Below are 26,550 nucleotides of genomic sequence, written 5' to 3'. Positions count from 1 at the left end.
GCATTTCCCGCGTCACTCCGAGGATCGCCAATGACCCGTTACGCCGCCCCCGTCCGCGACATGCGCTTCGCGCTCTACGACGTGCTCGATCTCGACGCCCAGGTCGCCCGCCTGGGCATCGACGCCGGGCGCGACACGGTCGAGGCGGTCCTGGAGGAGGCGGCGCGCTTCGCCAACCAGGTGCTGGCGCCGCTCAACCAGGCGGGCGACGAACAGGGCTGCCGCTACGATCCCGCGACCGGCACGGTGACCGCGCCCGACGGTTTCAAGGCGGCCTACCAGCGCTTCGTCGAGGACGGCTGGAACCTGCTGACGGTGCCGACGGAACTCGGCGGACAGGGCCTGCCGCTGGCGGTGGACGCGCTGTTCAAGGAGATGCTCGACGCCGCCAACCTCGCCTGGAGCACCTACCCCCTGCTCTCGCACGGCGCCATCGAGGCGCTGCGCCACCAGGGCGAGGACTGGCAGAAGCAGGCCTTCCTCGCGCCCATCGTCGAGGGCCGCTGGACCGGCACGATGTGCCTGACCGAGCCGCACTGCGGCACCGACCTCGGCCTGCTCAAGACCCGCGCCGAGCCCCAGGCGGACGGCAGCTACGCGGTCACCGGCACCAAGATCTTCATCAGCGCCGGCGAGCACGACTTCACCGAGAACATCGTCCACCTGGTCCTGGCCCGCCTGCCGGACGCGCCGCCCGGCGTGAAGGGCATCTCGCTGTTCGTGGTGCCCAAGTTCAAGGTCGCCCGCGACGGCAGCATGGGCGAGCGCAACGGCGTCCGCTGCGGCGCCATCGAGCACAAGATGGGCCTCAAGGGCTCGGCGACCTGCGTGATGAACTTCGACGGCGCGCAGGGCTACCTCGTCGGGCAGCCGCACCGCGGCCTGCAGGGCATGTTCATCATGATGAACTCCGCGCGCCTGGGCGTCGGCGTCCAGGGTCTCGGACTGATGGAGCGCGCAACCCAGAATGCCCTCGCCTACGCCCGCGAGCGCCTGCAGATGCGCGCGCTCTCCGGCCCCAGGCTGCCCGAGAAGCCGGCCGACCCGATCATCGTCCATCCGGACGTGCGCCGCATGCTGCTCACCAACAAGGCGCTGGCCGAGGGCGGCCGCCTGCTCGCCGCCCACGCCTTCGCGCAGCTGGACGAACAGGAGCGTGGCGCCGACGAGGCCGCACGCGCCGACGGCGAGGCGCTGGTCGGCTTCCTCACGCCCATCGTCAAGGGCTGCCTGACCGAGTGGGCGGTGGAGTGCACCTACAACGCCGTCCAGATCTACGGCGGCCACGGCTACATCCGCGAGCACGGCATCGAGCAGCTGGCGCGCGACGCGCGCATCACCACGCTCTACGAGGGCACCACCCAGATCCAGGCCAACGACCTCGTGGGCCGCAAGCTGCTGCAGCTGCGCGGCGCCGGCCTGAAGCTGTTCCTGGGCGAGATCGAGCGCTTCTGCGCCGCGAATGCCGGCGACCCGGCGCTGGCGGAATTCGTCGCCCCGCTCGCGGAGAAGGCCGCCGAATGGGGCGCGCTGACCCAGGAGATCGCCGGCCGCGCGGCGACCGACCCCGAGGAGATCGGCGCGGCCGCCGTGGACTACCTGTTCTACTCCGGCTACGTCGCCCTGGCCTACTGGTGGGCACGCGCCGTCGCCGCCCTCGCCAAGGGCAGCCAGCCTCAGGCCTTCCGCGATGCCAAGCGCGAGACCGCCCGCTTCTACTTCGCCCGCATCCTCCCCCGCACCCTCACCCACGCCGCCGCCATCCGCAGCGGCGCCGCGACGCTGATGGCGCTGGAGGCGGAGGCGTTCGGGGAATAGCGAAAGGGCTGGGGCTTGGGGCTTGGGGCTTAGGGCTTAGGGCTTAGGGCTTAGGGCACAGGAGGGTGACGTGCCCCTGTGCCCTGTGCCCCGTGCCCTGTGCCCTGTGCCCTGTGCCCTGTGCCCCGTGCCCCGTGCCCCGTGCCCCGTGCCCCGTGCCCTGTGCCCTGTGCCCGCCTCCCGCCCGCAAAACCGTCACGCAATTGTTCTATCCTCCGGCGAATGCCGGGTCCGACGCTCCAGCCGACGGTCCATCGCGCGGCGTTCGCCGCGCACGGCAACGTGCGCCCGTTCCGCCCGTACCCGCGGGTGCTCTGCCTCGATGCGCACGGCCGCATCCTCGACTGGATGAGCTGGCAGGACGCGGTCTGTCTCTACGTCCGCGAGGCGGTGGTGTGGACCCTGGGCGATCCCTGCCTCACCGTGCGCGGCGGCCACAACCGCGCAGACGACCGCCAGAGCGTCATCGAGCTGCACCCCATCGTCGCCGCGCGCGGGCATGCGCGCGCCAAGGCGCTCAACCCGGCGCCGGCGCTGACCAACCCAGCCCTGTTCGCGCGCGACGGCCACCTGTGCATGTACTGCGGCAACGACTTCTCGCGCGGCCAGCTCACCCGCGACCACGTCAAGCCGATCTCCCAGGGCGGCCGCGACGTGTGGGAGAACGTCGTCAGCGCCTGCTTCGCCTGCAATTCGCGCAAGGGCGGACGCACGCCGCAGCAGGCGCACATGCCGCTGCTGGCCGTGCCCTACCGCCCGAGCTGGGTGGAGCACCTGATCCTCTCCAACCGCCACATCCTGGCCGACCAGATGGCCTTCCTGCGCAGCCACCTGCCGCGGCGCCGGCGCCTCCAGGCGTGACCGCGCGCACGCCACGCCCCCCTGCCATTTGACGCAGCCGTCCCGGTTGCCGAGACTCGCCGGCGCTCCAGGGGGAGCTGGGGGGAGTGGGACCGATGGGGACGATCTGTTTCTCCGGCATCGCGCATGCCGAACGGGAAACCATGGAGCGGGCGCTGGCGTCCGCGCAGGGCTGGGCGGTCGCGGCGGAAGCCGATGCCGACGTCGTGGTCATCGACCTCGACTCGATGGCCGGCCACATGACCTGGCTGCGCATGCGCAACGGACCGCAGGCACTGATCGGCATCTCCGATGCGCCGCGCGACGACGTGGGCATCAGCCTCGTGCGGCCGGTCAGCGGCCGGGCGCTGGCCGATGCGCTGGCCGGGCTGGGCCTGCCGCCGGCCCGCACCGCCGGCCCCGGCCCCCACGCCGCAGCGGTCGCGGTCGCGGCCGCAGCGCCCGAGGCGCTCAGCGCCGGCGCGTCCCGCAGCCTCTCCGACCTGCTCGCCACGGCCACCGGGCCGCTGCGCCTGAGCGTGCCGGACGCGCCGCCGCTCGTGATCGATCCCGCCGACGACAGCTGGATCGGCGACGGCGCGCTCAAGCCCTACCTGCCCTACGCGACGGCCGCCCTCGGCGCCGACGCCATCGTCCCCGCGACCGCGGCGGACCTGCAGGGCACGCGCCAGTCGCTGGCGCGCCTGCGCTGGCTGGCCGGGCTCGGCCAGGCGGACGAGGTGCGCGCCGAGGCGGAAGCCGCCCCGGTCCGCTGGCGCCTGCGGCACTGGCCGCAGACCGAGCGCGAGTTCCCGCGCCACCTGCGCATCGCCAGCGTGATGATGAAGGGCCCCGAGACGCTGCAGATGATCGCGGCCAAGGCCGGCGCCGGCGAGGAGGACGTGGCCGCCTTCATCGCGGCCGGCCTCGCCACCGGCACCGTCCTGCGCGAGGCCGCGGAGGACGGCGAGGCGCGCGGCGCCCTGCTGGGTCGCCTGCGCGCGCGCCGCTGACCGGCTGCCCGCCCAACGCATTGCACGGCGTTCCTTGCCGCAGGATGACGCGGGGGCGACAATTCGCGGCATGATCGACGCCCAGCGCTATCCGCGCCTTTCGCGCATCGACAGCCCGGCCGACCTGCGTACGTTCGACGAATCCGAACTGCCCGCCGTCGCCGACGAGCTGCGTGCCTATCTCATCGAGCAGGTCTCCCGCACCGGCGGCCACTTCGGCGCCGGCCTCGGCGTCATCGAGCTTACCGTCGCCCTGCACTGGCTCTACCGGACGCCCGAGGACCGCCTGGTCTGGGACGTCGGCCACCAGTGCTACCCGCACAAGATCCTCACCGGCCGCCGCGACCGCATCCACACGGTCAAGCAGAAGGACGGGCTCGCGCCCTTCCCCAAGCGCAAGGAGAGCGAGTACGACACGCTGGACGTCGGCCACTCCTCGACCTCGATCTCGGCCGCGCTGGGCATGGCGCTGGCCCTGGCCGCCAAGGACGACCCGCGCCAGGTCGTGGCGGTGATCGGCGACGGCGCCATGACCGCGGGCATGGCCTACGAGGCGCTCAACCACGCAGGCGGACTGGACCCCGAGCCCAACCTGCTGGTGATCCTCAACGACAACCAGATGTCCATCTCCGAGAACGTCGGCGGGCTCACCCGCATGCTCGGCCGGATGATGGGCAGCAAGACCCTCAACGCGGTGCGCGAGGGCGGCAAGAAGCTCCTCGGCGACAAGTCCAACCCCGCCGCGCGCTTCGTGCGCCGCTGGGAGGAGCACGCCAAGGGCATGTTCGTGCCCTCGACGCTGTTCGAGGAAATGGGCTTCCACTACACCGGTCCCATCGACGGCCACGACCTGCCGGCGCTGGTGTCGACCCTGCGCACCCTGCAGGGCCTCAAGGGCCCGCAGCTGCTCCACGTCGTCACCACCAAGGGCAAGGGCTACGGCCTGGCCGAGGGCGACCAGATCGAGTACCACGCGGTCTCGCCGTTCGACCCCGACGTCGGCGTGGTGAAGAAGGCCGGCCCCGGCAAGCCCACCTACACCCAGGTGTTCGGCGACTGGCTGTGCGACATGGCCCGCGTCGACCGCAGCCTGATGGGCATCACCCCCGCCATGCGCGAGGGTTCCGGCCTGGTCCGCTTCTCGCAGGAGTTCCCCGACCGCTACTTCGACGTCGCCATCGCCGAGCAGCACGCGGTGACGCTGGCGGCGGGCATGGCGCTGGAAGGCGCCAAGCCCGTGGTGGCGATCTACTCCACCTTCCTCCAGCGCGGCTACGACCAGCTCATCCACGACGTGGCCCTGCAGGACCTCGACGTGCTGTTCGCGATCGACCGCGCCGGCGTGGTGGGCCCCGACGGCGCGACCCACGCCGGCAGCTTCGACCTCTCCTTCCTGCGCTGCATCCCGAACATGGTGGTGATGGCGCCGGCCGACGAGAACGAGTGCCGGCAGATGCTGACGACCGGCTTCCGGCATCCCGGCCCCGCCGCGGTCCGCTACCCGCGCGGCACGGGTCCCGGTGTCGCGGTGGAGCCGGCCCTCGACGCCCTGCCCGTCGGCAGGGCGCAGGTACGTCGCCACGGCCACCGGCTCGCCCTGCTCGCCTTCGGCGCGCTGGTGCCGGTGGCCGAGGAGGTGGGCAGGGCGCTGGACCTCACCGTGGTCAACATGCGCTTCGTGCGTCCGCTCGACGAGGCGCTGCTGCGCGAGCTGGCCGCCACGCACGCCGGCTTCGTCACCCTCGAGGACAACACGGTCGTGGGCGGTGCCGGCAGCGCCGTGAGCGAATTCCTCGCCGCGGAGGGCCTCCTCCTGCCCGTGCAGCACCTCGGCCTGCCCGACCGCTATCTCGAACACGCCTCGCGCGAGCAGCTCCTGGCCGAGTGCGGCCTGGACGTCGCCGGCGTGCGCGCGGCGGTGGAGGCGCGCTGGGAGGCCGTGCTGCAGAGCGCGCTACCGCGCAGCGCCGCCGGCTGAAGCCGATCCGGAGGCGTGAGGGACCAGGAGTGAGAAACGGGAGGGAAGAACAACTGCTCGCCCTCGCCTCTCACTTCCCTCCACTCACTCCTGCTCTGCGCGCCGCCCGAGCGTGACCCGCTCGCGGTCCTCCAGGTCGCGCTCGGTCGTCACCGCCTCGAAGGCGGCGGCGGCGAACAGGTCGCGGACCGCCTGCCCCTGGGCGAACCCGTGCTCGACCAGCAGCCAGCCGCCGGGGCGCAGGTGGGCGGGCGCCTCGGCCACGATGCGGCGCAGCGCGTCGAGCCCGTCGGCACCGGACGCCAGGGCGCCGCGCGGCTCGTGCCGCAGGTCACCCTGTTCGAGGTGGGGATCGTCCTCGGCGATGTAGGGCGGATTGCTCGCGACCAGGTCGAACCGCCGCCCGGCCAATGGCGAGAACCAGTCGCCCTCGGCGAAGGCGACGTTGGCGATGCGGTTGGCCTCGGCGTTGCGCCGCGCGACGGCCAGCGCCTCGGCGCTCGCGTCCACGGCCAGGACACGCGCATGCGGACGCTCGCAGGCGATGGCCAGCGCGATCGCGCCGCTGCCGGTGCCGAGGTCGGCGACCTCGACCTCGCGGTCGGCCGGCAGCAGGTCGAGCGCCAGTTCGACCAGGCGCTCCGTCTCCGGGCGCGGGATCAGCACCGCGGGCTCGACAGCCAGCTCGAGGCTCCAGAAGCCGCGTGCGCCCAGCAGGTAGGCGACGGGTTCGCCTGCGATGCGCCGCGCCAGCAGCTGCCCGAACTGGGCGACCGCATCCGCGTCCGGGACGTCGTCGCGGTGCGCGACCAGCCAGGTCCGCGAGCGCCCCAGCGCATGGGCGAGCAGCAGTTCGGCGTCCAGCTGCGGGGAATCGCCGGCGCCCAGGCGCGAGGCGCCGTCGTCGATCAGGTCGCGGACCGTCCTCATGCGCCGCCCCCCGCCGGTGGCTGTGGCGGGCGGGACGGACGGGACGGCAACGGCAGTGGCATCGGCATGGAACTCGCGGTGCGGGAGGGGCAGAGCACCGCGTCCGACGACGCGGCGGCAGCGGCTACTGTAGCCCCGCCCCCGCATGCGGGTCCTGCCCGGCATCGACGCACTGTTCGAGGATCACCGCCACCGCATGCACCACCGCGGCGATGCGCACCGCACTCTGGATGCCCTCGATGGGCATGCCGTGCTCGCGCAGCCCGCGCTCGTGGGCGTCCACGCAGATGCCGCAGCCGTTGATGGCGGACACCGCCAGCGCGGCCAGCTCGAAGGAGACGCGGTCGATGCCCGGCGACTGCAGCACGCTGGTGCGCAGGCCGAAGCGCATCTCCGCGTACTCCCGGTTCGAGACCAGGTGCGTGAACCGGTAGTAGATGTTGGTCATGCCCATGGTGCCCGCCGCCGCGCGCACCCCGCAGCGCTCGCGCTCGTCGAGGACGTCCGCCGCGAAGGCGTCGAGCGCCCGGCTCAGCCCCGTGTACCGCGCCGCGATGCCCGACGCCAGCGCCACCGCGGCGATCTGTCGCCGGTCCAGCCCGGGCGAGCCGGCCTCCGCCAGGACCTGCTCGAAGTTGCGGCGCAGGTCCTGCGCGTAGTCGGGAAGCCGGGCGGCGATCTCGGATGGAGTCATTGCATGTGTCCTGCGTCAGTCCGGATTCCCCAACCGTGCCAGCGCCCGCCCCGGGCGTCGAGGGGCTCAGGGCTCAGGGCTCAGGGCTTGGGGCTTGGGGCTTGGGGCTTGGGGCTTGGGGCTTGGGGCTTGGGCTTGGGCTTGGGGCTCGGGGCTCAGGACTTAGGGCCCAGGCTTCGGGGCTCGGGGCTCGGGCCATTCCCCATTCCCCATTCCCCATTCCCCATTCCCCATGCCCGTGCCCCACGCCCCACGCCCCGTGCCCCGTGCCCCGTGCCCCGTGCCCGGGTGCCCGATGCCCCACGCCCCATGCCCCATGCCCCATGCCCGCCTCCCCTCCCGCACCGCACCAAATAGCCAAAACCTATCAATCACATTCCAACCATCTATTTGCCACATCGATAGATGCCGCCTACCATGCGCCGCGTTGCACCACTCCCACCAACGATCCACGAGGATTGCGAATGTCCCTGATCAACACCCAGGTCAAGCCCTTCACCGCCACCGCCTTCCAGAACGGCGAGTTCATCCAGGTCACGGATGCCGACCTGAAGGGCAAGTGGTCCGTCGTCGTGTTCTACCCGGCCGACTTCACCTTCGTCTGCCCGACCGAGCTCGAGGATCTGGCCGAGCGCTACGAGGAGTTCAAGAAGATCGGCGTGGAGATCTACTCGGTCTCGACCGACACCCACTTCTCGCACAAGGCGTGGCACGACACCTCGGCCGCCATCGGCAAGATCCAGTTCCCGATGATCGGCGACCCCACCCTGACCATCAGCCGCAACTTCGAGATCCTGCGCGAGAACCAGGGTCTGGCCGACCGCGGCACCTTCGTGATCGATCCCGAGGGCGTGATCCAGCTCGTCGAGATCACCTCCGAGGGCGTGGGCCGCGACGCCGGCGAGCTGCTGCGCAAGGTCAAGGCCGCCCAGTACGTCGCCGCGCACCCGGGCGAGGTCTGCCCGGCCAAGTGGAAGGAAGGCGAGAAGACCCTCGCGCCGTCGCTGGACCTCGTCGGCAAGATCTGATTCACCGCGTCGATCGCGTGGCGTGCCCGGACCGCTCCGGGCACGCCATCGCGGCACCGTGACGCGCGGACTACCTCTTCTGCGGAGCAGCAAAGCATGTTGGACGCCAACCTCAAGACCCAGCTCAAGGCCTACCTCGAGAAGCTCCAGCGGCCGATCGAACTGGTCGCCGCGGTGGACGACGGCGAGAAGTCGGCCGAGATGTCGGCGCTGCTGTCGGACATCGTCTCGCTCTCCGACAAGATCACCCTGGTCGAGCATCGCGGCAGCGATGTGCGGACGCCCTCGTTCGCCATCCGCGCCCCCGGCCAGGACATCGACCTCCGCTTCGCGGGACTGCCGATGGGCCACGAGTTCACCTCGCTGGTGCTGGCCCTGCTCCAGGTGGGCGGCCACCCGTCCAAGCTCGGCGTCGAGGTCATCGAACAGATCAAGGGGCTGGAAGGCCCGTACCGCTTCGAGACCTACTTCTCGCTGTCGTGCCAGAACTGCCCGGACGTGGTCCAGGCGCTGAACCTGATGGCGGTGCTCAACCCCAACATTTCCCATGTCGCCATCGACGGCGCGCTGTTCCAGGACGAAGTGGAACAGCGTCAGATCATGTCGGTGCCGACCATCTTCCTGAACGGCGAACACTTCGGCCAGGGCCGCATGGGCGTCGAGGAGATCGTGGCGCGCCTGGATACCGGCGCCGCCAAGCGCGAGGCCGCCAGGCTCTCGGCCAAGCCCGCCTTCGACGTGCTCGTGGTCGGCGGTGGCCCCGCGGGCGCCGCGGCCGCCATCTACGCGGCGCGCAAGGGCATCCGCACCGGCGTGGCCGCGGAGCGCTTCGGCGGCCAGGTGCTCGACACCATGGCGATCGAGAACTTCATCTCGGTGCCGGAGACCGAGGGCCCGAAGCTCGCCGCCGCGCTGGAGCAGCACGTGCGCGAGTACGAGGTCGACATCATGAACCTGCAGCGCGCCGAGGCGCTGGTCCCGGCCACCGCCGAGGGCGGGCTGCACGAGGTGCGCTTCGCCAGTGGCGCGACGCTGAAGGCGAAGACGGTGGTCGTCGCTACCGGCGCCCGCTGGCGGCAGATGAACGTGCCCGGCGAGGAGCAGTACCGCAACAAGGGCGTGGCCTACTGCCCGCACTGCGACGGCCCCCTGTTCAAGGGCAAGCGCGTGGCGGTGATCGGCGGCGGCAACTCCGGCGTCGAGGCGGCCATCGACCTGGCCGGCATCGTCAAGCACGTGACCCTGCTGGAGTTCGACAGCAAGCTCCGCGCCGACGAGGTGCTGCAGCGCAAGCTGCGCAGCCTGCCGAACGTGCGCGTGATCACCTCGGCGCAGACCACCGAGGTCACCGGCGACGGCAGCCGCGTCAACGGGCTCGTCTACACCGACCGCGTCGGCGGCGACAGCCACCGCATCGAATTGGAAGGCGTGTTCGTGCAGATCGGCCTGCTGCCCAACACCGAGTGGCTCAAGGGCGCCGTGGCGCTCTCCCCGCGTGGCGAGATCGAGGTCGACGCCCACGGCCGCACCTCGGTGCCGGGCGTGTTCGCGGCCGGCGACGCCACCACGGTGCCGTACAAGCAGATCGTGATCGCCATGGGCGAGGGCTCCAAGGCCGCGCTGGCCGCCTTCGACCACCTGATCCGCACCTCGGCGCCGGCCCAGGCCGAGGCGCAGGCGGCCTGATCCGGAGGACGAGCGGGGCCGGCGACGGAGGACCGCCCGGGATGCATGCGGGCGTCCTCCGCCGGCCTCCGCGCGACCGCGCGGCGCGGCCACCAACGGAGGGAGGCACATGAACTTCCGCGACCTCAAGTACCTCGTCGCGCTCGCCGAACACCGGCACTTCGGCCGCGCCGCCGAAGCCTGCTTCGTGAGCCAGCCGACGCTCTCCACGCAGATCCGCAAGCTCGAGGAGGAGCTCGGCGTCTCGCTGTTCGAGCGCGCGCCGCGGCGCGTCATGCTGACTCCCGTGGGCCAGCAGATCGCCGAGCGCGCGCGCAAGGTCATCGCCGACGTCCAGCAGATGGGCGAGATCGCGCGCCGCAGCCGCGACCCCGAGGCGGGAACGGTGCGCCTGGGCCTGTTCCCGACGCTCGGCCCCTACCTCCTTCCGCACGTCGTCCCCGCCATCCGCGCGCGCTTCCCGCGGCTGGAGCTCCTCCTCGTCGAGGAGAAGACCGACCAGATCCTCACCCGGCTGCGCGAGGGGCGCCTGGACGCGGCCGTGCTGGCACTGCCGGTCCACGACGAGCAACTGCACGTCGAACCGCTGTTCGAGGAGCCCTTCATCCTCGCGGTGCCGCAGCAGCACGCGCTGGCGGGCCGCGGCGCGCTGAGCATGTCCGACCTGGACCGCGAACACCTGCTCCTGCTCGAGGAGGGCCATTGCCTGCGCGACCAGGCGCTGGACGTGTGCCGCCTCTCGGGCGCCGACGAGCGCGACGGCTTCCGCGCCACCAGCCTGGAGACGCTGCGGCAGATGGTCGCGGCCGGCGTCGGCATCACCCTCCTGCCCATGCTGGCCGTGCAGCCGCCGGTCCCGAACTCCCCGGGCGTGGAGCTGGTGCGCTTCGCGGACGAGGCGCCGCATCGCCAGATCGGCATGGTCTGGCGTCGCAGCTCGGCGCTGGACGGCTTCCTCCGCACCCTCGCCGAGGAACTGCGGCGCATCCCGCCCCACCTGCTCCAGCCACCCGGCGCAGGCGCGCCGCGCGCCGCGGCCTAGGAGCGCGGGCTGTAGAGAGCGCCGAGGCGAAACGTCGATGGCCGAGGCCGGACGTTCGGCGTATCCGGCTGGAGCAGGCTACAGGCGCAGGTCGGCGGAGGACGGCCCGCTCGGACGACCTTGCAGCCCCGGATGCGTCCTTCCGCACACGCTTGGGACCGCTCCAGGTCAGCGCACCAGGGCGGCGTGGAGCGGCGCGTCCGACGCCCAGCGCGCACGACCGCCCAGCCCCTCCAGCTCCACCAGCACCGCCGCACCGGCGAGCGTGGCGCCCAGCCGCTCGACCAGACGCCGCGCCGCCGCCAGCGTGCCGCCGGTCGCGAGCACGTCGTCGACCAGCAGCACGCGCTGCCCCGGTCGCGCCGCGTCGGCATGCACTTCGAGACGGTCGCTCCCGTATTCCAGCGCATAGGTCTCGTGCAGTACCTCGGCAGGCAGCTTGCCGGGCTTGCGGACCGGGACGAAGCCGCAGCCGAGCAGCGTCGCCGCGGCGGCGCCGAGGATGAAGCCCCGCGACTCGATGCCCGCCACGAGGTCGGGCGGGGCCGGCCGCCACGGGGCCACCAGGCTCTCCACCGCCGCCCGCAGCCCCGCCGCGTCCGCGAGCAGCGGCGAGATGTCGCAGAAGCGGATGCCCGGCCGCGGGAAGTCGGGCACGTCGCGCAGGAGGTGGGCGAAGCGGTTGGTCGACATGCTCAAGGGACTGTCCCGGGGCGACGAGGCCGCCCAGCATAGCGACGCGATGTGTGAAAAACGCCGGTGCGCGACCCGGTCCGGGCACGCATCCACGGCCATCCGCAACGCCCTCCCCGGCACGCGGCGGCGCGATCGAACCGGACGGGCGCCCCCCCCTCTGTCCGCTTGCCGGTTCCGAGGCCGATTGGCTACTGTCCGCACAAAAGCAGGCGACGACGGGCGGCGCGGACCACGCGCCGCCCGTTTTGCTTGTCCGCTCCGGGGCCACCGCCCCGCCCATCCGTGCAGAGAGAGACATGAACGTTCCCGCCCACCCGCCCCCATCCATCTGCGTTTCCAGCATCGACTTCGAGCGCCTCGACGCCCTGCTCGAGAACGCGCCGCAGACGACGCCCGGCCTCGACGCCCTGCGCCGCGAGCTCGACCGCGCCGACGTGCTGGAGCCGGAGCAGATGCCCGGCGACGTCATCACCATGAACGCGACCGCCCGCTTCCGCGACGAAGCCAGCGGCGAGGAGCGCGAGCTTTCCCTGGTCTATCCGCACGAGGTCGACGGCTCGCCCGCGCGGGTGTCCATCCTCGCGCCGGTGGGCAGCGCCCTGCTCGGCCTGCGCGTCGGCCAGTCCATCGACTGGACCCTGCCCGGCGGCCGCATCGCGCGCCTGCGCGTGCTCGACGTGCGCAACCTGAGAAGTGAGTGAAAAGGAGCGGGAAGCGAGCGCGGCGACTGCGCTTTCTCCTTCGTCGCTCCTCCGCTCTCACTCCTCCTCTCGCGGCACGCCGATACCGACGGGGCAGCTCACCCCGGTGCCGCCGAGGCCGCAATAGCCGTTGGGATTCTTCGCCAGGTACTGCTGGTGAGCGGTCTCGGCGTGGAAGAACGGCACGCCACTGCGGATCTCGGTCGTGATCGCACCGTAGCCGGCCTCGCGCAGCCGCGCCTGGAACACCGCACGCGAGGCTTCGGCGACGGCGCGCTGGGCGTCGTCGTCGACGTAGATCGCCGAGCGGTACTGGGTGCCGACGTCGTTGCCCTGCCGCATGCCCTGGGTCGGGTCGTGGTTCTCCCAGAACACCTTGAGCAGGGCCTCCAGCGGCACCTGCGCCGGGTCGTACACGACCAGCACGGTCTCGGCATGCCCGGTCTGGCCGCTGCACACCTCCTCGTAGGTGGGATTCGGCGTGTAGCCGCCGGAATAGCCGGCAGCCGTCGCCACCACCCCGGGGATCGACCAGAACAGGCGCTCGGCGCCCCAGAAGCAGCCCATGCCGAACTGCACCCGTGCCATGCCGGGGAAGTCGCCGACGATGGGGCGCCCGGTGACGAAGTGGATGGGCTCGATCCGCAGCGGATCGGGCCGCCCGGGCAGGGCCTGCTCCGGCTGGACCATCCGCTGCTTGAATGCGCCGATGCCGAGTCGCTCGAACATGCAAGACCTCCGCCGTCGTCAGGATCCTCCGAGATGCGGTCCCGTCGCGCCGCTTCAAGGCGCGCGACCGGGCCTCACGCCTGGAGCATGCCGCCGTCGGGCCGCTCGTCCTCCGCATCGGCATCCGCCGCCCGCAGGGCAGCATCCACGTCCGCCACGATGGCGCTGGCACGGCCATAGGCGGATTCGGGCACGCACACCGCGACCATGCCCAGCACCGGCAGGTCGCCCATCGCGCCGGTGAGGTGCTCGCCGCGGACGAAGACCGGGATGCCGGCCTCCTCCAGCGCACCGCGCACCAGATAGGCGTCGATCAGATGGGCCGCCTCGTACACAACGCGCATGCTTCACCGCCGCGGGGGAACTGCGTGCAGCATAGGCAGAAGCCGGCGGGCGCGCGTGACGAGCGTCCGGCCGGCCGAGCACCGCCCGGCGCCGTCCGCCCTCGACGCGCGCCGGCGTGGGTGCGGGTTTCTCCGCGACCGCCTGGATGGGCATTGAACCTGTCCGCCGTCGCGACCGGGTCGGCCCCGCATCCGCACCGACGCCCCCGGGCCGCCCCACGCTCACCTCGGCGGCATGACGCTCTAAACTGTGCGATCCGCCCGCGCCCCGCGCTCCCGCCAGCAGAACCCACGCATGACCGACGCCACCCCGGACGCCCCGCGCCAGGACTTCATCCGCCAGATCGTCCGCAGCGACCTCGCGGAAGGGCGCCACGCCGCCATCCGCACCCGCTTCCCGCCCGAGCCCAACGGCTACCTGCACATCGGCCACGCCAAGGCGATCTGCCTGAGCTTCGGCATCGCGCGCGAGTTCGGCGGCCTGTGCAACCTGCGCCTCGACGACACCAACCCGGCCAAGGAACTGCCGGAGTACGTGCGCGCCATCCAGGAGGACGTGCGCTGGCTGGGCTTCGAGTGGGCGGAACTGCGCCATGCCTCGGACTACTTCGAGGTGTTCTACCTGGCGGCGGAGAAGCTCGTGCGCGCCGGCCACGCCTACGTGGACGACCTGTCGGCCGAGGAGGTGCGCGCCTACCGCGGCACGCTCACCGAGCCCGGCCGCAACTCGCCCTACCGCGACCGCAGTCCGGAGGAGAACCTCGACCTCCTGCGGCGCATGCGCGCCGGCGAGTTCGAGGACGGCTCGCGCACCCTGCGCGCGAAGATCGACATGGCCAGCGGCAACATCAACCTGCGCGACCCGGCGCTCTACCGCATCAAGAAGGTGCCGCACCAGAACACCGGCGACGCCTGGCCGATCTACCCGATGTACGACTACGCGCACGCGCTGTCGGACGCCATCGAGGGCATCACCCACTCGCTGTGCACCCTGGAGTTCGAGGACCACCGGCCGCTGTACGACTGGGTGGTGGAGCGCGTCGATCTCGCCAGCTCCCCCGAGCTGCTGGAGCCGCTGCGCGCCGCGGGGCTGCCGGTCCAGGCGGGCCGGCCGCGCCAGATCGAGTTCTCCCGCCTGGCGCTGAACTACAGCATCACCAGCAAGCGCAAGCTCATGGCCCTGGTGCAGGAAGGCCTCGTGGACGGCTGGGACGACCCCCGCATGCCGACCCTGCAGGGCCTGCGCCGCCGCGGTTTCCCGCCCGGCGCCATCCGCCTGTTCGCCGAGCGCGTGGGCATCAGCAAGCAGAACTCGGTCACCGACTTCTCGCTGCTGGAACAGGCCGCGCGCGAGGTGCTGGACGCCGAGGCGCCGCGCCGGCTGGCGGTGGTCGATCCGCTGAAGCTGGTCATCGCCAACCTTTCGGACGACCACGCGGAGATGCTGACCTTCGCCAACCACCCCAAGAACGAGGCCTTCGGCACCCGCGAGGTTCCGTTCTCGAACGCGCTGTGGATCGAGCGCGACGACTTCATGCGCGAGCCGGTGAAGGGCTTCCACCGCCTGGTCCCGGGTGGCGAGGTGCGCCTGCGCGGCGTGGGCATCGTGCGCTGCGAGGAGGTGGTGACCGACGGCGACGCGGTGGTCGAGCTGCGCTGCACGCTGGACGCCGACACGCGTCCGGGCATGCCCGGCGCCGACCGCAAGATCAAGGGCACCATCCACTGGGTCAGCGCGCGCCATGCGGTCGAGGCCGAGGTCCGCCTCTACGACCGCCTGTTCTCGGTGCCCGACCCGGATGCCGACGGCGACTACCACCAGCACCTCAACCCCGAGGCCAAGCGCGTGGTGCGCGGCTACGTGGAGCCCTCGGCCGCGGGCCTGGAGGCCGAGGCGCACGTGCAGTTCGAGCGGCTGGGCTTCTTCATCGCCGACCGCCGCGACCATTCGCCGCGGCGGCCGGTGTTCAACCGCATCGTGACGCTGCGCGACACCTGGGCGAAGAAGCAGTAGCGCGCCCCGCTCCCGCGGGCCAGCCCGCGATGCCGCCGCCGCGACCCGGCGGCGGGTACCCTTGCCCGCACGTCATGCTCCCGAGGACCGCCCGCATGCGCCTGTTCCTGCTTCTCATCGTCCTGCTCGCGGCGAGCGCCTGCTCCCGCCCGCTCAACGACGCCGGTGCCGCGCCGGCCGCGCCCGCGCCGGCCCCCACCGCGGCCGACGACGCCGGGCGCATGCTCGGCGGCATCGGCAAGACCGCGGCGCCCGGCGAGGTCGATACCCGCTGCGAGACCGATGCCGACTGCGCGGTCAAGAACGTCGGCAACTGCTGCGGCGAGTTCCCCGCCTGCGTCAACGCGGACAGCCCCACCTTCCCCGAGCAGGTGCAGGCCGCCTGCGCGGAGAGCGGCATGATGAGCGTGTGCGGCTTCCGCGACGTCGCGGGCTGCACCTGCGTGGACAACACCTGCACCGACGTCCATGCGGACGGCGGCGACACGCCGGTGGTGCGCTGATGCTGTACGCGCAGGTCCACCTCACGCTTCCCGCCTGGGTGCATGGGCAGGTCGACCTCGACCGCCGCTACCCCGACGACGAGAGCAAGGTCGCGCTGGCGATCGGGCTGTCGCGCATGAACGTCGAGCACGCCAGCGGCGGTCCGTTCGGCGCCGCCGTGTTCACCGGCGAAGGGCGGCTGGTGTCGGTCGGCGTCAACCGCGTGATGCCGCACACGACCTCCGCCGCGCATGCCGAGATGATGGCGTGGATGCTGGCGCAACAGCGCCTGCAGCGCCCGCGCCTCAACGACGACGGCAGCCGCTTCGTGCTCGCGACCTCCTCCCAGCCCTGCTGCATGTGCTACGGCGCCGCGGTCTGGGCCGGCATCGACGAGCTGCTGATCGGCGCGCGCGCCGAGGACGTGGAGTCGCTGACCGAGTTCGACGAGGGCCCGCTTCCCGCCGACTGGATCGGCGAACTGGAGCGGCGCGACATCGCGGTGCGCCGCGACATCCTGCGGGAGGAGGCGCGCGCCGTGCTGCGCGCCTATGGCGAGGGCGGCGGCGATCGCTACTGAGCGTTCCCTGCGGCGGGCCCCGGCATGAGCGCCGTCGACGGCCTGCTGGGCTACTGCCGCGCCGGCTTCGAGCCGGAGCTTGCGGCGGAATACACCGCGCGCGCCGCCGAGGCCGGGCTCGGCGCCTACGCCAAGACCGAGCGCAACAGCGGCGTCGTGCAACTCCTCGGCGCCGACGGCGCAGGCCTGGCCGCCGCCCTGCCCTGGCGCGACCTCGTCTTCGCGCGGCAGTCGCTGCGTCTCCTGGCGGAACTGCGCGGCCTGGACCCGCGCGACCGGCTCACCCCGCTGCTGGCGGCGCTGTCCGACCGCGGCCTGTGCTTCGGCGACGTCTGGGTGGAGCATCCCGACTCGGAGGCGGGGCGTCCGCTCTCCGGACTGGCCCGCGCCTTCGGCAACGCCCTGCGCCCGGCGCTGCGCAGGCACGGGCTGCTGGCGCCGGCCGAGGACGCGCGCCTGCCGCGGCTGCACGTCTGCCTGCTCGCGGGCGACCATGCGCTGCTGGCCGTCGCGGATCCGAAGACGACCTCGCCGTGGCCGCTGGGCATCCCGCGGCTGCGCATCCACGGCGACGCGCCCTCGCGCTCCGCGGCCAAGCTCGAGGAGGCGATCACCGTCCTCCTCGATCCCGACGAGCGCGCTCGGCGCCTGCAGGCGGGGATGTACGCCGCCGACCTGGGCGCAGCGCCGGGCGGCTGGAGCTGGATCCTGGCGCGCCGCTACCTGCGGGTCTGGGCCATCGACAACGGGCCGCTGGCGGAGAGCGCCCACGCCACCGGCCTGATCGAGCACGTGCGCGCCGACGGCTTCCGCTGGCAGCCGCCGCAGACGCTGGAGTGGATGGTCTGCGACATGGTCGAACAGCCGCGCCGCGTGGCCGACCGCATCGCGACCTGGCTGCGCGAGGGCTGGTGCCGGCAGACCATCTTCAACCTCAAGCTGCCGATGAAGAAGCGCTGGGACGAGACCGTGCTGTGCCTCGACCTGCTGCGCGAGCGCACCGGCATGCCGCTCGATATCCGGGCGCGGCAGCTGTACCACGACCGCGAGGAAATCACGGTCTATGCGCGGCGCTCGAGGAGCGAGTGAACAGGAGCGAGAGGTGGAGAGAGCATGTCCGCTCCGCTCGTTTCTCCCTCCTCTTCACTCACCTCGACCAGGGCACTCATCCTCGACCCGCGGCGTGGCGCGCGAGCGCGCCGGCCAGGCCGGGAACGCGCCCGGCGAGGCCGAGTGCCGGACCGCGCAGCAGCGTCGGCAGCAGGAGGTCGTTGGAGAAGCCGCGGTTGATGAGGTCGAAGCTCCAGGCGGCGAGCGTCGCGTCGCTGCGGCGCGCGCGCTGCCAGGCCGCGAGGCGGCGCGGCGTCCCCGGCGGGTTCCCCCGGGCGAGGCTCTCCGCGACGCTCGTGCGCAGGGCCGCCACGTCGCGCAGGCCGAGGTTGACCCCCTGCCCCGCCAGGGGGTGCACCACGTGCGCCGCGTCGCCGCAGAGCACGGTGCGCTCCACCACGTAGCGGGCCGCCAGCTGCCGCTGCAGCGGGAAGGCGGCGCGGGCCGACACCGGCACCACCGCGCCGAGGCAGGCGCCGAAGGCGCGGGTCACCGCGTCGCCGAAGGCCCCGTCGTCGAGCGCGACGATGCGGTCGGCCTCAGCGTCCGGCAGGGTCCAGACGATGGAGCAGACGTGTGGGTCGCCCGCCGCGTCCTGGAAAGGCAGGAAGGCGATAGGTCCGCTCGGCAGGAATCGCTGCCAGGCCGTCCGTGCGTGCGGCGCCTCGGTCCGCACGAAGCCGACCACGCCCTTCTGGCGGTAGTCGTGCCGCTCCACCGGCACCCCCAGCAGCCCGCGCAGGGTCGAGCCGGCACCGTCGGCCGCCACCACCAGGCGTGCGCGCAGGCGGGGCCCGCTTTCCAGTGCGAGGGTGGCGCCGTCCGCGTCCTGCGCGATGGCGGCGACGCGCTCGGGGCACAGGACGCGCACACCGGCCTGCTGCAGCCGCGCCCACAGGCGGTCCACCAGCAGGCCGTTCTCCACGATCCAGCCGAGCTCGCCGCGCCCCAGGGCCGCGGCATCGAAGCGCAGCGCGCCGCCGCCGGCGGCGTCCCAGACGCACATGTGCGCATAGGGCTGCACGCGGGCGCCGGCGACCGCGTCCCAGACGCCCAGGCGCGCGAGCAGGGCCGCGTTGTCGGGCGCGAAGGCGTACACGCGCAGGTCGGGCCGCTCGCGCGCCCACGGCTGCGGCGCCCGCGCCTCCACGAGCGCGACCCGCAGGCCCTCGTCGGCCAGTGCCAGCGCCGCGCTGGTACCGACGACGCCGGCACCGACGACGACGGCATCCAGAATCTCGCGCCCGTTCATCCCGGTTCTCCCGTGGGGCGGTAGCCCATGGCCCCGGCGACCAGCGGGTCGCGCAGCGGCGGCAGCAGGTCCACCGCCAGCATGCCGAGGCCACGGAGCAGACCGAGCAGGCGCGAAGGATTGCTGGTGATCCGCGCCAGACCGTCGCTGAAGGCCAGCGTGCGGCTCCGGTCACCGGCCCGCTCCGCGGCGTAGGTGGCCAGCAGCGCGGCATCGCCCGGGTCGCTGCCCCCGGCGAGGCGAGCGGCCAGGGCCACGGCATCGCGCAGGCCGAGGTTGAAGCCCTGGGCGCCGATCGGATGGATGGTCTGCGCGGCGTTGCCGACCAGAACCGCCCGCGGCGCGTGCAGCGCCTGCGCGACGCAGCGCTGCAACGGATAGCCGACGCGGCTGCCGACCGCGGTGAGGCGGCCGGCGCGCCAGCCCGCGCGCGACTGCAGGACATCGAGGTAGTCCGCGTCGTCCAGCGCCAGCATGCGCGCCGCCTCGTCCGCGGGGACGCCGCAGACTGCGCCATAGCGCCCGTCCGGCCGCGGCAGCAGCGCCGTCGGCCCCTGGGGCCCGAACCGCTCCCACGCGCGCCCGTCCGGCGCACGTTCGGCCGCGGCACTGCACACGATCAGGGTCTGCCGGTAGTCGTGGCGCTCGACGCCGATGCCCAGCGCCTCGCGCACGCCGCTGCGGGTGCCGTCCGCGCCGACGACGAGGCGGGTCGCGATCCGCCGCGGGCCCTCGGGGGTCTCGAGCTCCACCGTGCGGCATCCGTCGGCCGGCGCATGCACGGCCGTCACGCGTGCGGGGCGCAGGCGGACGACGTCGCGCAGCTGGCCGAGCCGGGTCTCGAGCGCGATGCCGAGGTCGTGCGCCACCACGACCCTGCCGAAGTCGGCGCGTCCGTAGGTCTCCGCATCGAGGCGCACGGCGCCGAAGTCGCCGGCCCGGCTGACGTGGATGTGGCGGATCGGCGCCCCGCCGCCACGGACGGCCGGCCACACCCCGAGGCGCTCCAGGATTTCCACCGAGGCCGCCGCCAGCGCGAGGTTGCGCTGGTCGAAGGTCGGCGGCGGCGCAGCGAGCGCCGCGGCGGGCTCCGCCTCCACCAGGCCGATCCGCAGGCCGCGCCCGTCGAGCGCGCAGGCCAGGCTGGCGCCCACCAGGCCGCCGCCGACGATCAGGACGTCGAACGCGACGTCAGCGAAGTCGTGGGTCATCCGCGGATGATACGCGCTGGACCGGGCGCGCCGCCCGAGCTGCGCTATCCTCGCTCCATCGCCGTTTCCGCTCTCAGCCCTCCATGCCCGCCGCGCTTTCCCGTCCCGCCGTCGCAGGTCCGCTGGTGCTCGTCGCGATGCTCGTCGCCGTCGCGCTGACCCGCCTGCTGCCGCACCCGCCGAACTTCACGCCGGTGGCGGCCCTGGCGCTGTTCGGCGCCGCGCACTTCGCCCATCGCGGCTGGGCGGTCGCGGTTCCGCTGCTGGCGCTGTTCCTGTCCGACATCGCCCTGGGCTTCGCGAGCGGCGCGCTCGGGCTCGGCTGGACCGCGGACACCGCGCTGTACGCCGAGTACATGCTCAGCCCGCTGGCGCTCGGCATCTACGCCAGCACCCTGCTCGCGGGCCTGCCCGGCTTCGCGCTGCGCGGCCGGGCGAGCGCACGGCGGGTGCTGGGGGCGGGCGTCGCGAGCGCGCTGGTGTTCTTCTTCGCGAGCAACGCGGTGGCCTGGCTCGGCGCGCGTCCCGGCGAGCCCTGCGTCGCCGGGATCGGCCCGTGCTACGTGGCGGCACTGCCGTTCCTGAAGTGGACGCTGGCCGGCACGCTGTTCTACAGCGCCCTGCTGTTCGGCGGCTTCGCGCTGCTGCGGCGCGCCCTGCCGCCGCTGCGCCCGCAGACGGCCTGAGGAGCCGGTCGCCGGTGGGCCACCGCCTCAGCCGCATCACGACCCGGACCGGCGACGACGGCACCACCGGGCTCGGCGACGGCACGCGGGTGCCCAAGGACAGCCGGCGGATCGAGGCCATCGGCGCGGTCGACGAGGCGAACTGCGCGCTCGGCGTGGTCCTCGCCCAGCCCGTTCCCGAGGAGGCGCGGGCCCTGCTCGTCGCCCTCCAGCACGCGCTGTTCGACCTCGGCGCCGAACTCGCCGTGCCCGGGCATGCCGCCCTCCAGGACGCCGACGCGGTCTGGCTGGAGCGCGAACTCGCGCGCATGAACGCCTCCCTGCCCCCGCTCCGCGAATTCGTGCTGCCCGGCGGCGGCGCGGCGGCCGCGTACTGCCATGTCGCCCGCGCCGCGGCCCGGCGCGCCGAGCGGGCGATGGTCGCGCTGGGACGGGGCCAGCCCCTGCGGCCGGAGGCGCTGCGCTTCGTCAACCGGCTGTCCGACCTGCTGTTCGTGCTGGCGCGCGTGCTGGCGCGCGGCGCCGGCGGCGAGGTGCTGTGGGATCCGGCACTCGGACAGGAGCGACGCCGGTGAGCCTCCCCGTCTACACCCATCCCGCCTGCCTCCAGCACAGCCCGGGGCGCGGCCACCCGGAATGCCCGGAGCGCCTCGGCGCGGTGATCGACAGCCTGCGCGGCGCCGTCCGCGACCTCGACTGGCGGGAGGCGCCGCAGGCGCTCCGGAGCCAGCTTGCGCGGGTGCACGCGCCCGAACTGATCGCCGAGATCCTCGACGTGCCGACGGTCGGCGCCCGCCGCCTGGACTCGGACACGGTCATGAACGCGCACTCCGCGGAGGCGGCCCTGCGCGCGGCGGGGGCCGGCGTTGCGGCGGTGGACGGCGCGCTCCGCGGCCGCGAGCCGCGCGCCTTCTGCGCGGTGCGGCCGCCCGGCCACCACGCCACCGCGGACATCGCCATGGGCTTCTGCCTGTTCAACTCGGTGGCGGTCGCCGCGGCCCACGCGGTCGAGGCCCACGGCCTGGAGCGGGTCGCCGTGGTCGACTTCGACGTGCACCACGGGAACGGCACCCAGGCCATTTTCGAGCGCGACCCGCGCGTCTTCTACCTCTCCAGCCATCAGGCGGCGCTGTACCCGGACACCGGCTTCCGCCACGAGCGCGGCGTCGGCAACCTCGTCAACGTGCCGCTCGCGGCGGGCACCGACGGGGCGGGATTCCGCAAGGCCTGGACCGAGATCCTGCTGCCCGCGCTGGACGATGCCCGCCCGCAGCTGATCCTGGTCTCCGCAGGCTTCGACGCACACCGCCTCGATCCGCTGGCCGACCTCGACATCGACGTCGAGGACTACCACTGGCTCACCCGCGAACTCGTGGCCCTGGCCGAGCGGCATGCGCAGGGCCGGATCGTCTCCAGCCTGGAAGGCGGCTACAGCCTGAGCGCGCTGCGCGCGTCCGCGGTCGCGCACGTCCGGGCGCTGATGGACGCCTGAGCCGACCGCGCCGGCGTCGTCACTCCGCCGGGCGGAAGTCCAGCGCGGCGGAGTTGATGCAGTAGCGCAGGCCCGTGGGCGGCGGCCCGTCCGGGAACACGTGGCCGAGGTGCGACGCGCAGCGGGCGCAGCGGACCTCGATGCGGCGCATGCCGTGGCTGGTGTCCTCGTGGCCCGAGACGGCCTCGGGCGAGACCGGCCGGGTGTAGCTGGGCCAGCCACTGCCCGAGTCGTACTTGTCCGCGGAGGCGAACAGCTCGGCGCCGCAGGCGGCGCACAGGTAGGTCCCCGGCGCCTTGTGGTTCCAGTACTTTCCCGTGAAGGCGCGCTCGGTCGCCGAGCATCGGCAGACCGCGTACTGCTCCGGGCTCAGCTCGGCCCGCCATTCCGCCTCGGTCTTCTCGATCTTCTCCACCGCAAGCTCCGCTCTCGCGCGGCCCGTCGCCGCCCCGCCTGCGATCTGCGGGCCGCGTTGCCGGGGTTCAAGCCTTGCGGCAAGCTAGCCCGGTTTTCCACCCGCCGGACCCGCCTTGCGCACGATCCCCCGCCTGAGCCTGCTGTCGGTGTGCATCGCCGCCGCGGCCGCCCACCCCGCAACCGCGCAGACCGGGCCGGCCACCCTGCCGCCCGAGGCCTCGGTGGGCGGGCTCTACGTGACGTCGCAGTCGCCGGACCCGTGGGTGTTCTGCCGGGGTCCGGACGCCATCGCGCCGTTCGCGCCGGTGCGTCCCGGCGCGGGCAGCCCGGAGACGTCCGAGACCATCATCGACTTCGACAACCTCCAGGCCGACGAGGAGAGCGGGCACAGCATCTTCGAGGGCGACGTCCAGCTCGAACGCGGCACCCAGTGGCTGGGAACCGACCGGCTCGTCTACGTGCACGAGGAGGAGGACTACCTCGCCGAGGGCAACGTCCGCTACCAGGACGCGAGCCTGCGCATGCTGGCGACGCGCGCCGAGGGCAATACCGGCCTCGAGGTGCACCACCTCGACCAGGTCCGCTACCAGCTGCTCTCGCAGCGCGGCAACGGCGGCGCCGATACCGTGGACGTGCGCGGCGTGCTCAGCACCCTGCACGGTGCCTCGTTCAGCACCTGCGACCCCGTCGACCGCAAGTGGGAACTGCGCGCGCGCCGCCTCGACCTCGACCAGGACGAAGGCGAGGGCGTCGCCCGCGGCGTGACGGTGCGGGTGGGCAACGTCCCCGTGCTCTACACACCCTGGCTCAGCTTCCCGCTCGACGACCGGCGCAAGACCGGCTTCCTGTACCCGACCGTGGGCTACGACAACGAGCTCGGGCTGGACCTGTTCCTGCCCTACTACCTCAACCTGGCGCCGAACTACGACCTGACCCTGACCCCGCGCATCATGAGCAGGCGCGGCGTGATGCTGGGCAGCGAATTCCGCTACCTGTTCGGCCCCCACAGCGGCACGGTCGAGGCCTGGTACCTCCCCAGCGACGACAAGGCGCGGGACCCTGCCCTGCGCGGCAGCGACCGCTACGAATACCGGATCGGGCACCGGACGGTCTTCAACCAGCAGTGGTACGGCCTTGCGAACGTGCACAGGGTCAGCGATCCCCGCTACTTCGAGGACTTCAGCGTCACCACCGCCGATCGCGAGCGCGCCTTCCTCGAAAGCAACGTCGGGCTGTACGGACGGGGCCGCTACTGGACGACCTCGATCGAGGCGCGCGACTGGCAGATCACCGATGCGCTGATCGCGGACAGCGCGGAGCCCTTCATGGAGCTGCCGCGGCTTCGCTTCAACTACGACAGGCCCCTGGGCGACTACCTCACGGTTGGCCTGCGCAGCGAGGCGGTCGGCTTCCGCCACGACATCCGCAGCGAGGGCTCGCGCCTCGACCTCAAGCCCTACCTGCGCGCGGACTTCGCAGGCTCCTGGTGGTTCCTCGCGCCGCAGGTCGCCTACCGCCACACGCAGTACGAGCTCGACGCCCCGGTGCGCCCGGGGGGCGACACCAGCCCCAGCCGGTCGGTGCCGATCTACAGCGTCGACGGCGGCCTGTTCTTCGACCGCGACGTCGAGTGGTTCGGCCGCTCGCTGATCAACACGCTGGAACCGCGCCTGTTCTACCTTCGGGTGCCCTATCGCGACCACAGCGACATCCCGATCTTCGACACCCGCGACCTGCTGTTCAGCTTCCCGCAGCTGTTCCGCGACAACCGCTTCTCGGGCGCCGACCGGCAGGCCGACGCGAACCAGCTGGCTGCCGCGGTGACCACCCGGCTGTTCGAGCCCGGCAGCGGACGCGAACTCGGCTCGCTGGCCGTGGGCCGGATCAACTACTTCGATCCGCCGCGCATCCCGCCGACGTCGCCCGCGACCGTGCTCAACGACAGCGGCTCGTTCTACGTGGTCGACGCCAACGTCGCCGTGAGCGACCGCTGGTCCTTCGGCAGTTCCTACCAGTGGGACCCGGCGAGCGAGCGCACCCAGCTGAACACCTACCGGATCCGGTACGACTTCGAGAACGGCGGCCTGGTCAACGCCGCCTACCGCTACCGCCGCGACCTCCTCGAGCAGACGGACATCTCGGCGGTCTACCCGCTCTCGCCGTCGTGGCGCCTGGTCGGGCGCTGGGCCTACTCCCTGCCGGACCAGTCGACCCTGGACGCGACCGCCGGCGTCGAATGGCAGAGCTGCTGCATGGCGGTGCGGGTGCTGGGACGCCACTACCTGCGCGGGCGCTACACCGGGAACCTCGACAACGCCGAGAAGGGCAACGCCATCTACTTCGAGCTGGAGCTCAAGGGGCTCGGTTCATTCGGGCGCAAGACTGACGATCTCCTGACGCGTAGTATTCTCGGTTACACCCGCTGACGGGCCGCGCCGCGCGCCGGCCGCGGCCCCGCACATTCCGGTCTTCGTTCATGACGCATTTCCACCGCCTGCTTCCCGCCCTCCTGGCCGTCGCCTTCGCCCTGCCCGTGCAGGCGCAGCAGCAGCCCATCGACGGCATCGTCGCCGTCGTCGACGAGGACGTCATCCTGCGGAGCGAGCTCGAGCGCGCGGTCGCCAACATCCGCGCGCAGTACGGCGACCAGCCGGGCGTCCTGCCGCCGGAGGACGTCCTCCGCCGCCAGGTCCTCGACCGCCTCGTCATGCTCAAGCTGCAGGTCGCGCGCGCGACCGATTCCGGCATCCGCGTCAGCGATGCCGAGCTGGAGCAGGCGACCATGGCGGTCATGCAGCAGAACCGCATGACGCCGGACGACTTCCGCAGCCGCCTGGCGGCCGAGGGGCTCTCCTACGAGGAGTTCCGCCGCAGCCTGCGCGACGAGCTGACGGTCCAGCGCCTGCAGCAGCAGCTGGCCCGCAGCCGCGTGCAGGTCAGCGACGCCGAGGTGAACAACGCCATCGAGAACGGCGCCGCCGCCAGCGGCGAGCAGGTGCGCATCGCCAACATCCTGGTGGCGATCCCGGACGGGGCGACGCCCGAGCAGGTCCAGACCGCCCAGACCAAGGCCGACGGCATCAAGCAGCTGCTCGACAGCGGCGAGATGGACTTCGCGGCCGCGGCCGCACGCTACTCCGATGGCCCGAACGCCCTCGAGGGCGGCGATCTCGGCTGGCGCAGCTACGACGAGGTGCCGCCGCTGTTCTCCAACCTGCTGCGGGAGATGCAGCCGGGCGACGTGAGCGAGCCGATCCGCGGCCCCAGTGGCCTCACCCTCCTGCACGTCGCCGAGCGGCGCCAGGCCGAGCGCCAGGTGGCCACGCAGTACAACGCCCGCGGCATCCTGATCCGCACCACCGAGGTGGTCTCGCCCGAGCAGGCGCTGCAGCGCATCCAGGCGGCGCGGGCACGCATCGAGGCGGGCGAGGACTTCGGCGCGGTCGCGCGCGAGGTCTCCGAGGATGCCTCCACCCGCGCCCAGGGCGGCGACATGGGCTGGTTCGAGGCCAATGCCTGGGGCGGCGCGGTCGCCGCGCAGCTGGGGACGCTGGCCGACAACGAGGTCTCGCAGCCGTTCCAGAGCGACGTCGGCTGGCACCTGATCCAGCGCCTGGGCAGCCGCGAGCAGGACGTCACCGACGAGCTGCGCCGCAACCAGGTCCGCGAGGCCATCGGCCGCCGCAAGGCCGAGGAGGAGTACGAGCGCTTCCTGCGCCAGCTCCGCGGCGAGGCCTACGTCGAGTCCCGCCTGCCGCGCCCGGGCGAGACGAACGGCACCGGCGACGCCTCCTGACCGAGGCGCC

Annotated in this window: 25 protein-coding genes; 17 read left to right on the top strand and 8 right to left on the bottom strand. The window is 72.7% G+C overall.

Translation table 11 applies throughout. The features are described from left to right. The first annotated feature begins 30 nt into the window (after window positions 1–30). From ACFO3Q_RS15995 to dxs, 4 genes are all read left to right on the top strand, one after another. The gene (locus ACFO3Q_RS15995; protein WP_377005746.1) at window positions 31–1,818 is read left to right on the top strand and encodes an acyl-CoA dehydrogenase C-terminal domain-containing protein; all 1,788 of its coding nucleotides are present in this window, start codon (window positions 31–33) and stop codon (window positions 1,816–1,818) included. Window positions 1,819–2,040: 222 nt separating this feature from the next. Continuing rightward, the gene (locus ACFO3Q_RS15990; RefSeq protein ID WP_377005744.1) at window positions 2,041–2,679 is read left to right on the top strand and encodes an HNH endonuclease; all 639 of its coding nucleotides are present in this window, start codon (window positions 2,041–2,043) and stop codon (window positions 2,677–2,679) included. 95 nt (window positions 2,680–2,774) lie between these two features. Beyond that, window positions 2,775–3,671, top strand: a complete 897-nt coding sequence (locus ACFO3Q_RS15985) for a serine/threonine-protein kinase (protein ID WP_377005742.1) — start codon at window positions 2,775–2,777, stop codon at window positions 3,669–3,671. Window positions 3,672–3,741: 70 nt separating this feature from the next. Next, a complete protein-coding gene (gene dxs / locus ACFO3Q_RS15980; RefSeq protein WP_377005740.1) occupies window positions 3,742–5,649 on the top strand; it encodes a 1-deoxy-D-xylulose-5-phosphate synthase in 1,908 nt (635 codons plus the stop codon). An 84-nt stretch (window positions 5,650–5,733) separates the two neighbouring features. Here dxs and prmC read toward each other — a convergent pair whose 3' ends face one another. Both prmC and ACFO3Q_RS15970 read right to left on the bottom strand, forming a co-directional pair. Further along, window positions 5,734–6,579 (bottom strand): peptide chain release factor N(5)-glutamine methyltransferase, encoded by an 846-nt coding sequence (gene prmC / locus ACFO3Q_RS15975; protein ID WP_377005738.1) that lies wholly within the window; start codon window positions 6,577–6,579, stop codon window positions 5,734–5,736. A gap of 124 nt (window positions 6,580–6,703) precedes the next feature. Then, the gene (locus ACFO3Q_RS15970) at window positions 6,704–7,273 is read right to left on the bottom strand and encodes a carboxymuconolactone decarboxylase family protein (RefSeq protein WP_377005737.1); all 570 of its coding nucleotides are present in this window, start codon (window positions 7,271–7,273) and stop codon (window positions 6,704–6,706) included. A 464-nt stretch (window positions 7,274–7,737) separates the two neighbouring features. On the opposite strand from ACFO3Q_RS15970, the gene ahpC reads away from it, so the two are divergent. The 3 genes from ahpC (at window position 7,738) to oxyR (ending at window position 11,029) form a co-directional block, all read left to right on the top strand. Next, window positions 7,738–8,301 carry an alkyl hydroperoxide reductase subunit C gene (ahpC, locus tag ACFO3Q_RS15965; protein ID WP_377005735.1) on the top strand — a complete coding sequence of 188 codons (564 nt, stop codon included), beginning with the start codon at window positions 7,738–7,740 and terminating at the stop codon, window positions 8,299–8,301. A 96-nt stretch (window positions 8,302–8,397) separates the two neighbouring features. After that, window positions 8,398–9,987: an alkyl hydroperoxide reductase subunit F gene (gene ahpF / locus ACFO3Q_RS15960; protein WP_377005733.1), complete on the top strand. Its 1,590-nt coding sequence runs from the start codon at window positions 8,398–8,400 to the stop codon at window positions 9,985–9,987. A 109-nt stretch (window positions 9,988–10,096) separates the two neighbouring features. Beyond that, the gene (gene oxyR, locus ACFO3Q_RS15955) at window positions 10,097–11,029 is read left to right on the top strand and encodes a DNA-binding transcriptional regulator OxyR (protein ID WP_377005731.1); all 933 of its coding nucleotides are present in this window, start codon (window positions 10,097–10,099) and stop codon (window positions 11,027–11,029) included. A gap of 168 nt (window positions 11,030–11,197) precedes the next feature. On the opposite strand, the gene ACFO3Q_RS15950 is transcribed toward oxyR, so the two are convergent. Continuing rightward, window positions 11,198–11,722: an adenine phosphoribosyltransferase gene (locus ACFO3Q_RS15950; RefSeq protein ID WP_377005729.1), complete on the bottom strand. Its 525-nt coding sequence runs from the start codon at window positions 11,720–11,722 to the stop codon at window positions 11,198–11,200. A gap of 299 nt (window positions 11,723–12,021) precedes the next feature. Here ACFO3Q_RS15950 and rnk point away from each other — a divergent pair, with 299 nt between their 5' ends. Beyond that, the gene (rnk, locus tag ACFO3Q_RS15945; RefSeq protein WP_377005727.1) at window positions 12,022–12,426 is read left to right on the top strand and encodes a nucleoside diphosphate kinase regulator; all 405 of its coding nucleotides are present in this window, start codon (window positions 12,022–12,024) and stop codon (window positions 12,424–12,426) included. Between the two features lie 57 nt (window positions 12,427–12,483). Here the strand turns inward: rnk and msrA are convergent, their stop codons facing one another. Both msrA and ACFO3Q_RS15935 read right to left on the bottom strand, forming a co-directional pair. After that, complete coding sequence (gene msrA / locus ACFO3Q_RS15940) at window positions 12,484–13,155, bottom strand: peptide-methionine (S)-S-oxide reductase MsrA (RefSeq protein ID WP_377005725.1); 672 nt, start codon at window positions 13,153–13,155, stop codon at window positions 12,484–12,486. Window positions 13,156–13,229: 74 nt separating this feature from the next. Next, window positions 13,230–13,499, bottom strand: coding sequence for a putative signal transducing protein (locus tag ACFO3Q_RS15935; protein WP_377005723.1), 270 nt, complete (start codon window positions 13,497–13,499; stop codon window positions 13,230–13,232). Between the two features lie 295 nt (window positions 13,500–13,794). Between ACFO3Q_RS15935 and ACFO3Q_RS15930 the strand changes: the two genes are divergently transcribed. The 4 genes from ACFO3Q_RS15930 (at window position 13,795) to rlmM (ending at window position 17,665) form a co-directional block, all read left to right on the top strand. Then, window positions 13,795–15,513 carry a glutamine--tRNA ligase/YqeY domain fusion protein gene (locus ACFO3Q_RS15930; protein WP_377005721.1) on the top strand — a complete coding sequence of 573 codons (1,719 nt, stop codon included), beginning with the start codon at window positions 13,795–13,797 and terminating at the stop codon, window positions 15,511–15,513. A 221-nt stretch (window positions 15,514–15,734) separates the two neighbouring features. After that, window positions 15,735–16,016, top strand: a complete 282-nt coding sequence (locus ACFO3Q_RS15925) for a hypothetical protein (RefSeq protein ID WP_377005796.1) — start codon at window positions 15,735–15,737, stop codon at window positions 16,014–16,016. After that, on the top strand, window positions 16,016–16,576 hold the full coding sequence (locus ACFO3Q_RS15920) for a nucleoside deaminase (RefSeq protein ID WP_377005719.1): 561 nt from the start codon (window positions 16,016–16,018) through the stop codon (window positions 16,574–16,576). Before ACFO3Q_RS15925 ends, ACFO3Q_RS15920 begins: the two co-directional genes overlap by 1 nt. A 24-nt stretch (window positions 16,577–16,600) precedes the next feature. Continuing rightward, the gene (gene rlmM, locus ACFO3Q_RS15915; RefSeq protein ID WP_377005717.1) at window positions 16,601–17,665 is read left to right on the top strand and encodes a 23S rRNA (cytidine(2498)-2'-O)-methyltransferase RlmM; all 1,065 of its coding nucleotides are present in this window, start codon (window positions 16,601–16,603) and stop codon (window positions 17,663–17,665) included. A 76-nt stretch (window positions 17,666–17,741) separates the two neighbouring features. On the opposite strand, the gene ACFO3Q_RS15910 is transcribed toward rlmM, so the two are convergent. Both ACFO3Q_RS15910 and ubiH read right to left on the bottom strand, forming a co-directional pair. Next, window positions 17,742–18,938 carry an FAD-dependent oxidoreductase gene (locus ACFO3Q_RS15910; protein ID WP_377005715.1) on the bottom strand — a complete coding sequence of 399 codons (1,197 nt, stop codon included), beginning with the start codon at window positions 18,936–18,938 and terminating at the stop codon, window positions 17,742–17,744. Continuing rightward, window positions 18,935–20,149 carry a 2-octaprenyl-6-methoxyphenyl hydroxylase gene (ubiH, locus tag ACFO3Q_RS15905; RefSeq protein ID WP_377005713.1) on the bottom strand — a complete coding sequence of 405 codons (1,215 nt, stop codon included), beginning with the start codon at window positions 20,147–20,149 and terminating at the stop codon, window positions 18,935–18,937. Before ubiH ends, ACFO3Q_RS15910 begins: the two co-directional genes overlap by 4 nt. An 83-nt stretch (window positions 20,150–20,232) precedes the next feature. On the opposite strand from ubiH, the gene ACFO3Q_RS15900 reads away from it, so the two are divergent. From ACFO3Q_RS15900 to ACFO3Q_RS15890, 3 genes are read left to right on the top strand one after another with little or no spacing between them, the layout of a single operon-like run. Further along, entirely contained in the window at window positions 20,233–20,835 is a 603-nt protein-coding gene (locus ACFO3Q_RS15900; protein WP_377005711.1) for a DUF6580 family putative transport protein, read from the top strand. Window positions 20,836–20,849: 14 nt separating this feature from the next. Then, window positions 20,850–21,410 (top strand): cob(I)yrinic acid a,c-diamide adenosyltransferase, encoded by a 561-nt coding sequence (locus ACFO3Q_RS15895; RefSeq protein WP_377005709.1) that lies wholly within the window; start codon window positions 20,850–20,852, stop codon window positions 21,408–21,410. Beyond that, entirely contained in the window at window positions 21,407–22,327 is a 921-nt protein-coding gene (locus ACFO3Q_RS15890; protein ID WP_377005706.1) for a histone deacetylase family protein, read from the top strand. Before ACFO3Q_RS15895 ends, ACFO3Q_RS15890 begins: the two co-directional genes overlap by 4 nt. Before the next feature lie 19 nt (window positions 22,328–22,346). Here ACFO3Q_RS15890 and msrB read toward each other — a convergent pair whose 3' ends face one another. Next, window positions 22,347–22,742: a peptide-methionine (R)-S-oxide reductase MsrB gene (gene msrB / locus ACFO3Q_RS15885; protein ID WP_377005704.1), complete on the bottom strand. Its 396-nt coding sequence runs from the start codon at window positions 22,740–22,742 to the stop codon at window positions 22,347–22,349. A gap of 115 nt (window positions 22,743–22,857) precedes the next feature. Between msrB and lptD the strand changes: the two genes are divergently transcribed. Beyond that, complete coding sequence (gene lptD, locus ACFO3Q_RS15880; protein ID WP_377005702.1) at window positions 22,858–25,170, top strand: LPS assembly protein LptD; 2,313 nt, start codon at window positions 22,858–22,860, stop codon at window positions 25,168–25,170. Window positions 25,171–25,220: 50 nt separating this feature from the next. Next, window positions 25,221–26,540 carry a peptidylprolyl isomerase gene (locus ACFO3Q_RS15875; RefSeq protein WP_377005700.1) on the top strand — a complete coding sequence of 440 codons (1,320 nt, stop codon included), beginning with the start codon at window positions 25,221–25,223 and terminating at the stop codon, window positions 26,538–26,540. Window positions 26,541–26,550: the final 10 nt, after the last annotated feature.

Origin of the sequence: Coralloluteibacterium thermophilum (genome assembly GCF_042654365.1) — a bacterium.
In the GTDB taxonomy this organism is placed as follows: domain Bacteria; phylum Pseudomonadota; class Gammaproteobacteria; order Xanthomonadales; family Xanthomonadaceae; genus Coralloluteibacterium; species Coralloluteibacterium thermophilum.
This window is presented reverse-complemented; position numbering and strand designations above follow the sequence as displayed.

Coding starts and splice junctions, on each gene's coding strand:
- rlmM (WP_377005717.1), top strand. CDS start 16,601: ATGAGCGCCGTCGACGGCCTGCTGGGCTACTGCCGCGCCGGCTTCGAG.
- ACFO3Q_RS15910 (WP_377005715.1), bottom strand. CDS start 18,938: ATGAACGGGCGCGAGATTCTGGATGCCGTCGTCGTCGGTGCCGGCGTC.
- msrA (WP_377005725.1), bottom strand. CDS start 13,155: ATGTTCGAGCGACTCGGCATCGGCGCATTCAAGCAGCGGATGGTCCAG.
- ACFO3Q_RS15920 (WP_377005719.1), top strand. CDS start 16,016: ATGCTGTACGCGCAGGTCCACCTCACGCTTCCCGCCTGGGTGCATGGG.
- ACFO3Q_RS15990 (WP_377005744.1), top strand. CDS start 2,041: ATGCCGGGTCCGACGCTCCAGCCGACGGTCCATCGCGCGGCGTTCGCC.
- ACFO3Q_RS15985 (WP_377005742.1), top strand. CDS start 2,775: ATGGGGACGATCTGTTTCTCCGGCATCGCGCATGCCGAACGGGAAACC.
- ahpC (WP_377005735.1), top strand. CDS start 7,738: ATGTCCCTGATCAACACCCAGGTCAAGCCCTTCACCGCCACCGCCTTC.
- ACFO3Q_RS15995 (WP_377005746.1), top strand. CDS start 31: ATGACCCGTTACGCCGCCCCCGTCCGCGACATGCGCTTCGCGCTCTAC.
- ACFO3Q_RS15930 (WP_377005721.1), top strand. CDS start 13,795: ATGACCGACGCCACCCCGGACGCCCCGCGCCAGGACTTCATCCGCCAG.
- ACFO3Q_RS15950 (WP_377005729.1), bottom strand. CDS start 11,722: ATGTCGACCAACCGCTTCGCCCACCTCCTGCGCGACGTGCCCGACTTC.
- ACFO3Q_RS15875 (WP_377005700.1), top strand. CDS start 25,221: ATGACGCATTTCCACCGCCTGCTTCCCGCCCTCCTGGCCGTCGCCTTC.
- dxs (WP_377005740.1), top strand. CDS start 3,742: ATGATCGACGCCCAGCGCTATCCGCGCCTTTCGCGCATCGACAGCCCG.
- ahpF (WP_377005733.1), top strand. CDS start 8,398: ATGTTGGACGCCAACCTCAAGACCCAGCTCAAGGCCTACCTCGAGAAG.
- oxyR (WP_377005731.1), top strand. CDS start 10,097: ATGAACTTCCGCGACCTCAAGTACCTCGTCGCGCTCGCCGAACACCGG.
- ACFO3Q_RS15935 (WP_377005723.1), bottom strand. CDS start 13,499: ATGCGCGTTGTGTACGAGGCGGCCCATCTGATCGACGCCTATCTGGTG.
- prmC (WP_377005738.1), bottom strand. CDS start 6,579: ATGAGGACGGTCCGCGACCTGATCGACGACGGCGCCTCGCGCCTGGGC.
- ACFO3Q_RS15925 (WP_377005796.1), top strand. CDS start 15,735: ATGCTCGGCGGCATCGGCAAGACCGCGGCGCCCGGCGAGGTCGATACC.
- ubiH (WP_377005713.1), bottom strand. CDS start 20,149: ATGACCCACGACTTCGCTGACGTCGCGTTCGACGTCCTGATCGTCGGC.
- ACFO3Q_RS15900 (WP_377005711.1), top strand. CDS start 20,233: ATGCCCGCCGCGCTTTCCCGTCCCGCCGTCGCAGGTCCGCTGGTGCTC.
- rnk (WP_377005727.1), top strand. CDS start 12,022: ATGAACGTTCCCGCCCACCCGCCCCCATCCATCTGCGTTTCCAGCATC.
- ACFO3Q_RS15970 (WP_377005737.1), bottom strand. CDS start 7,273: ATGACTCCATCCGAGATCGCCGCCCGGCTTCCCGACTACGCGCAGGAC.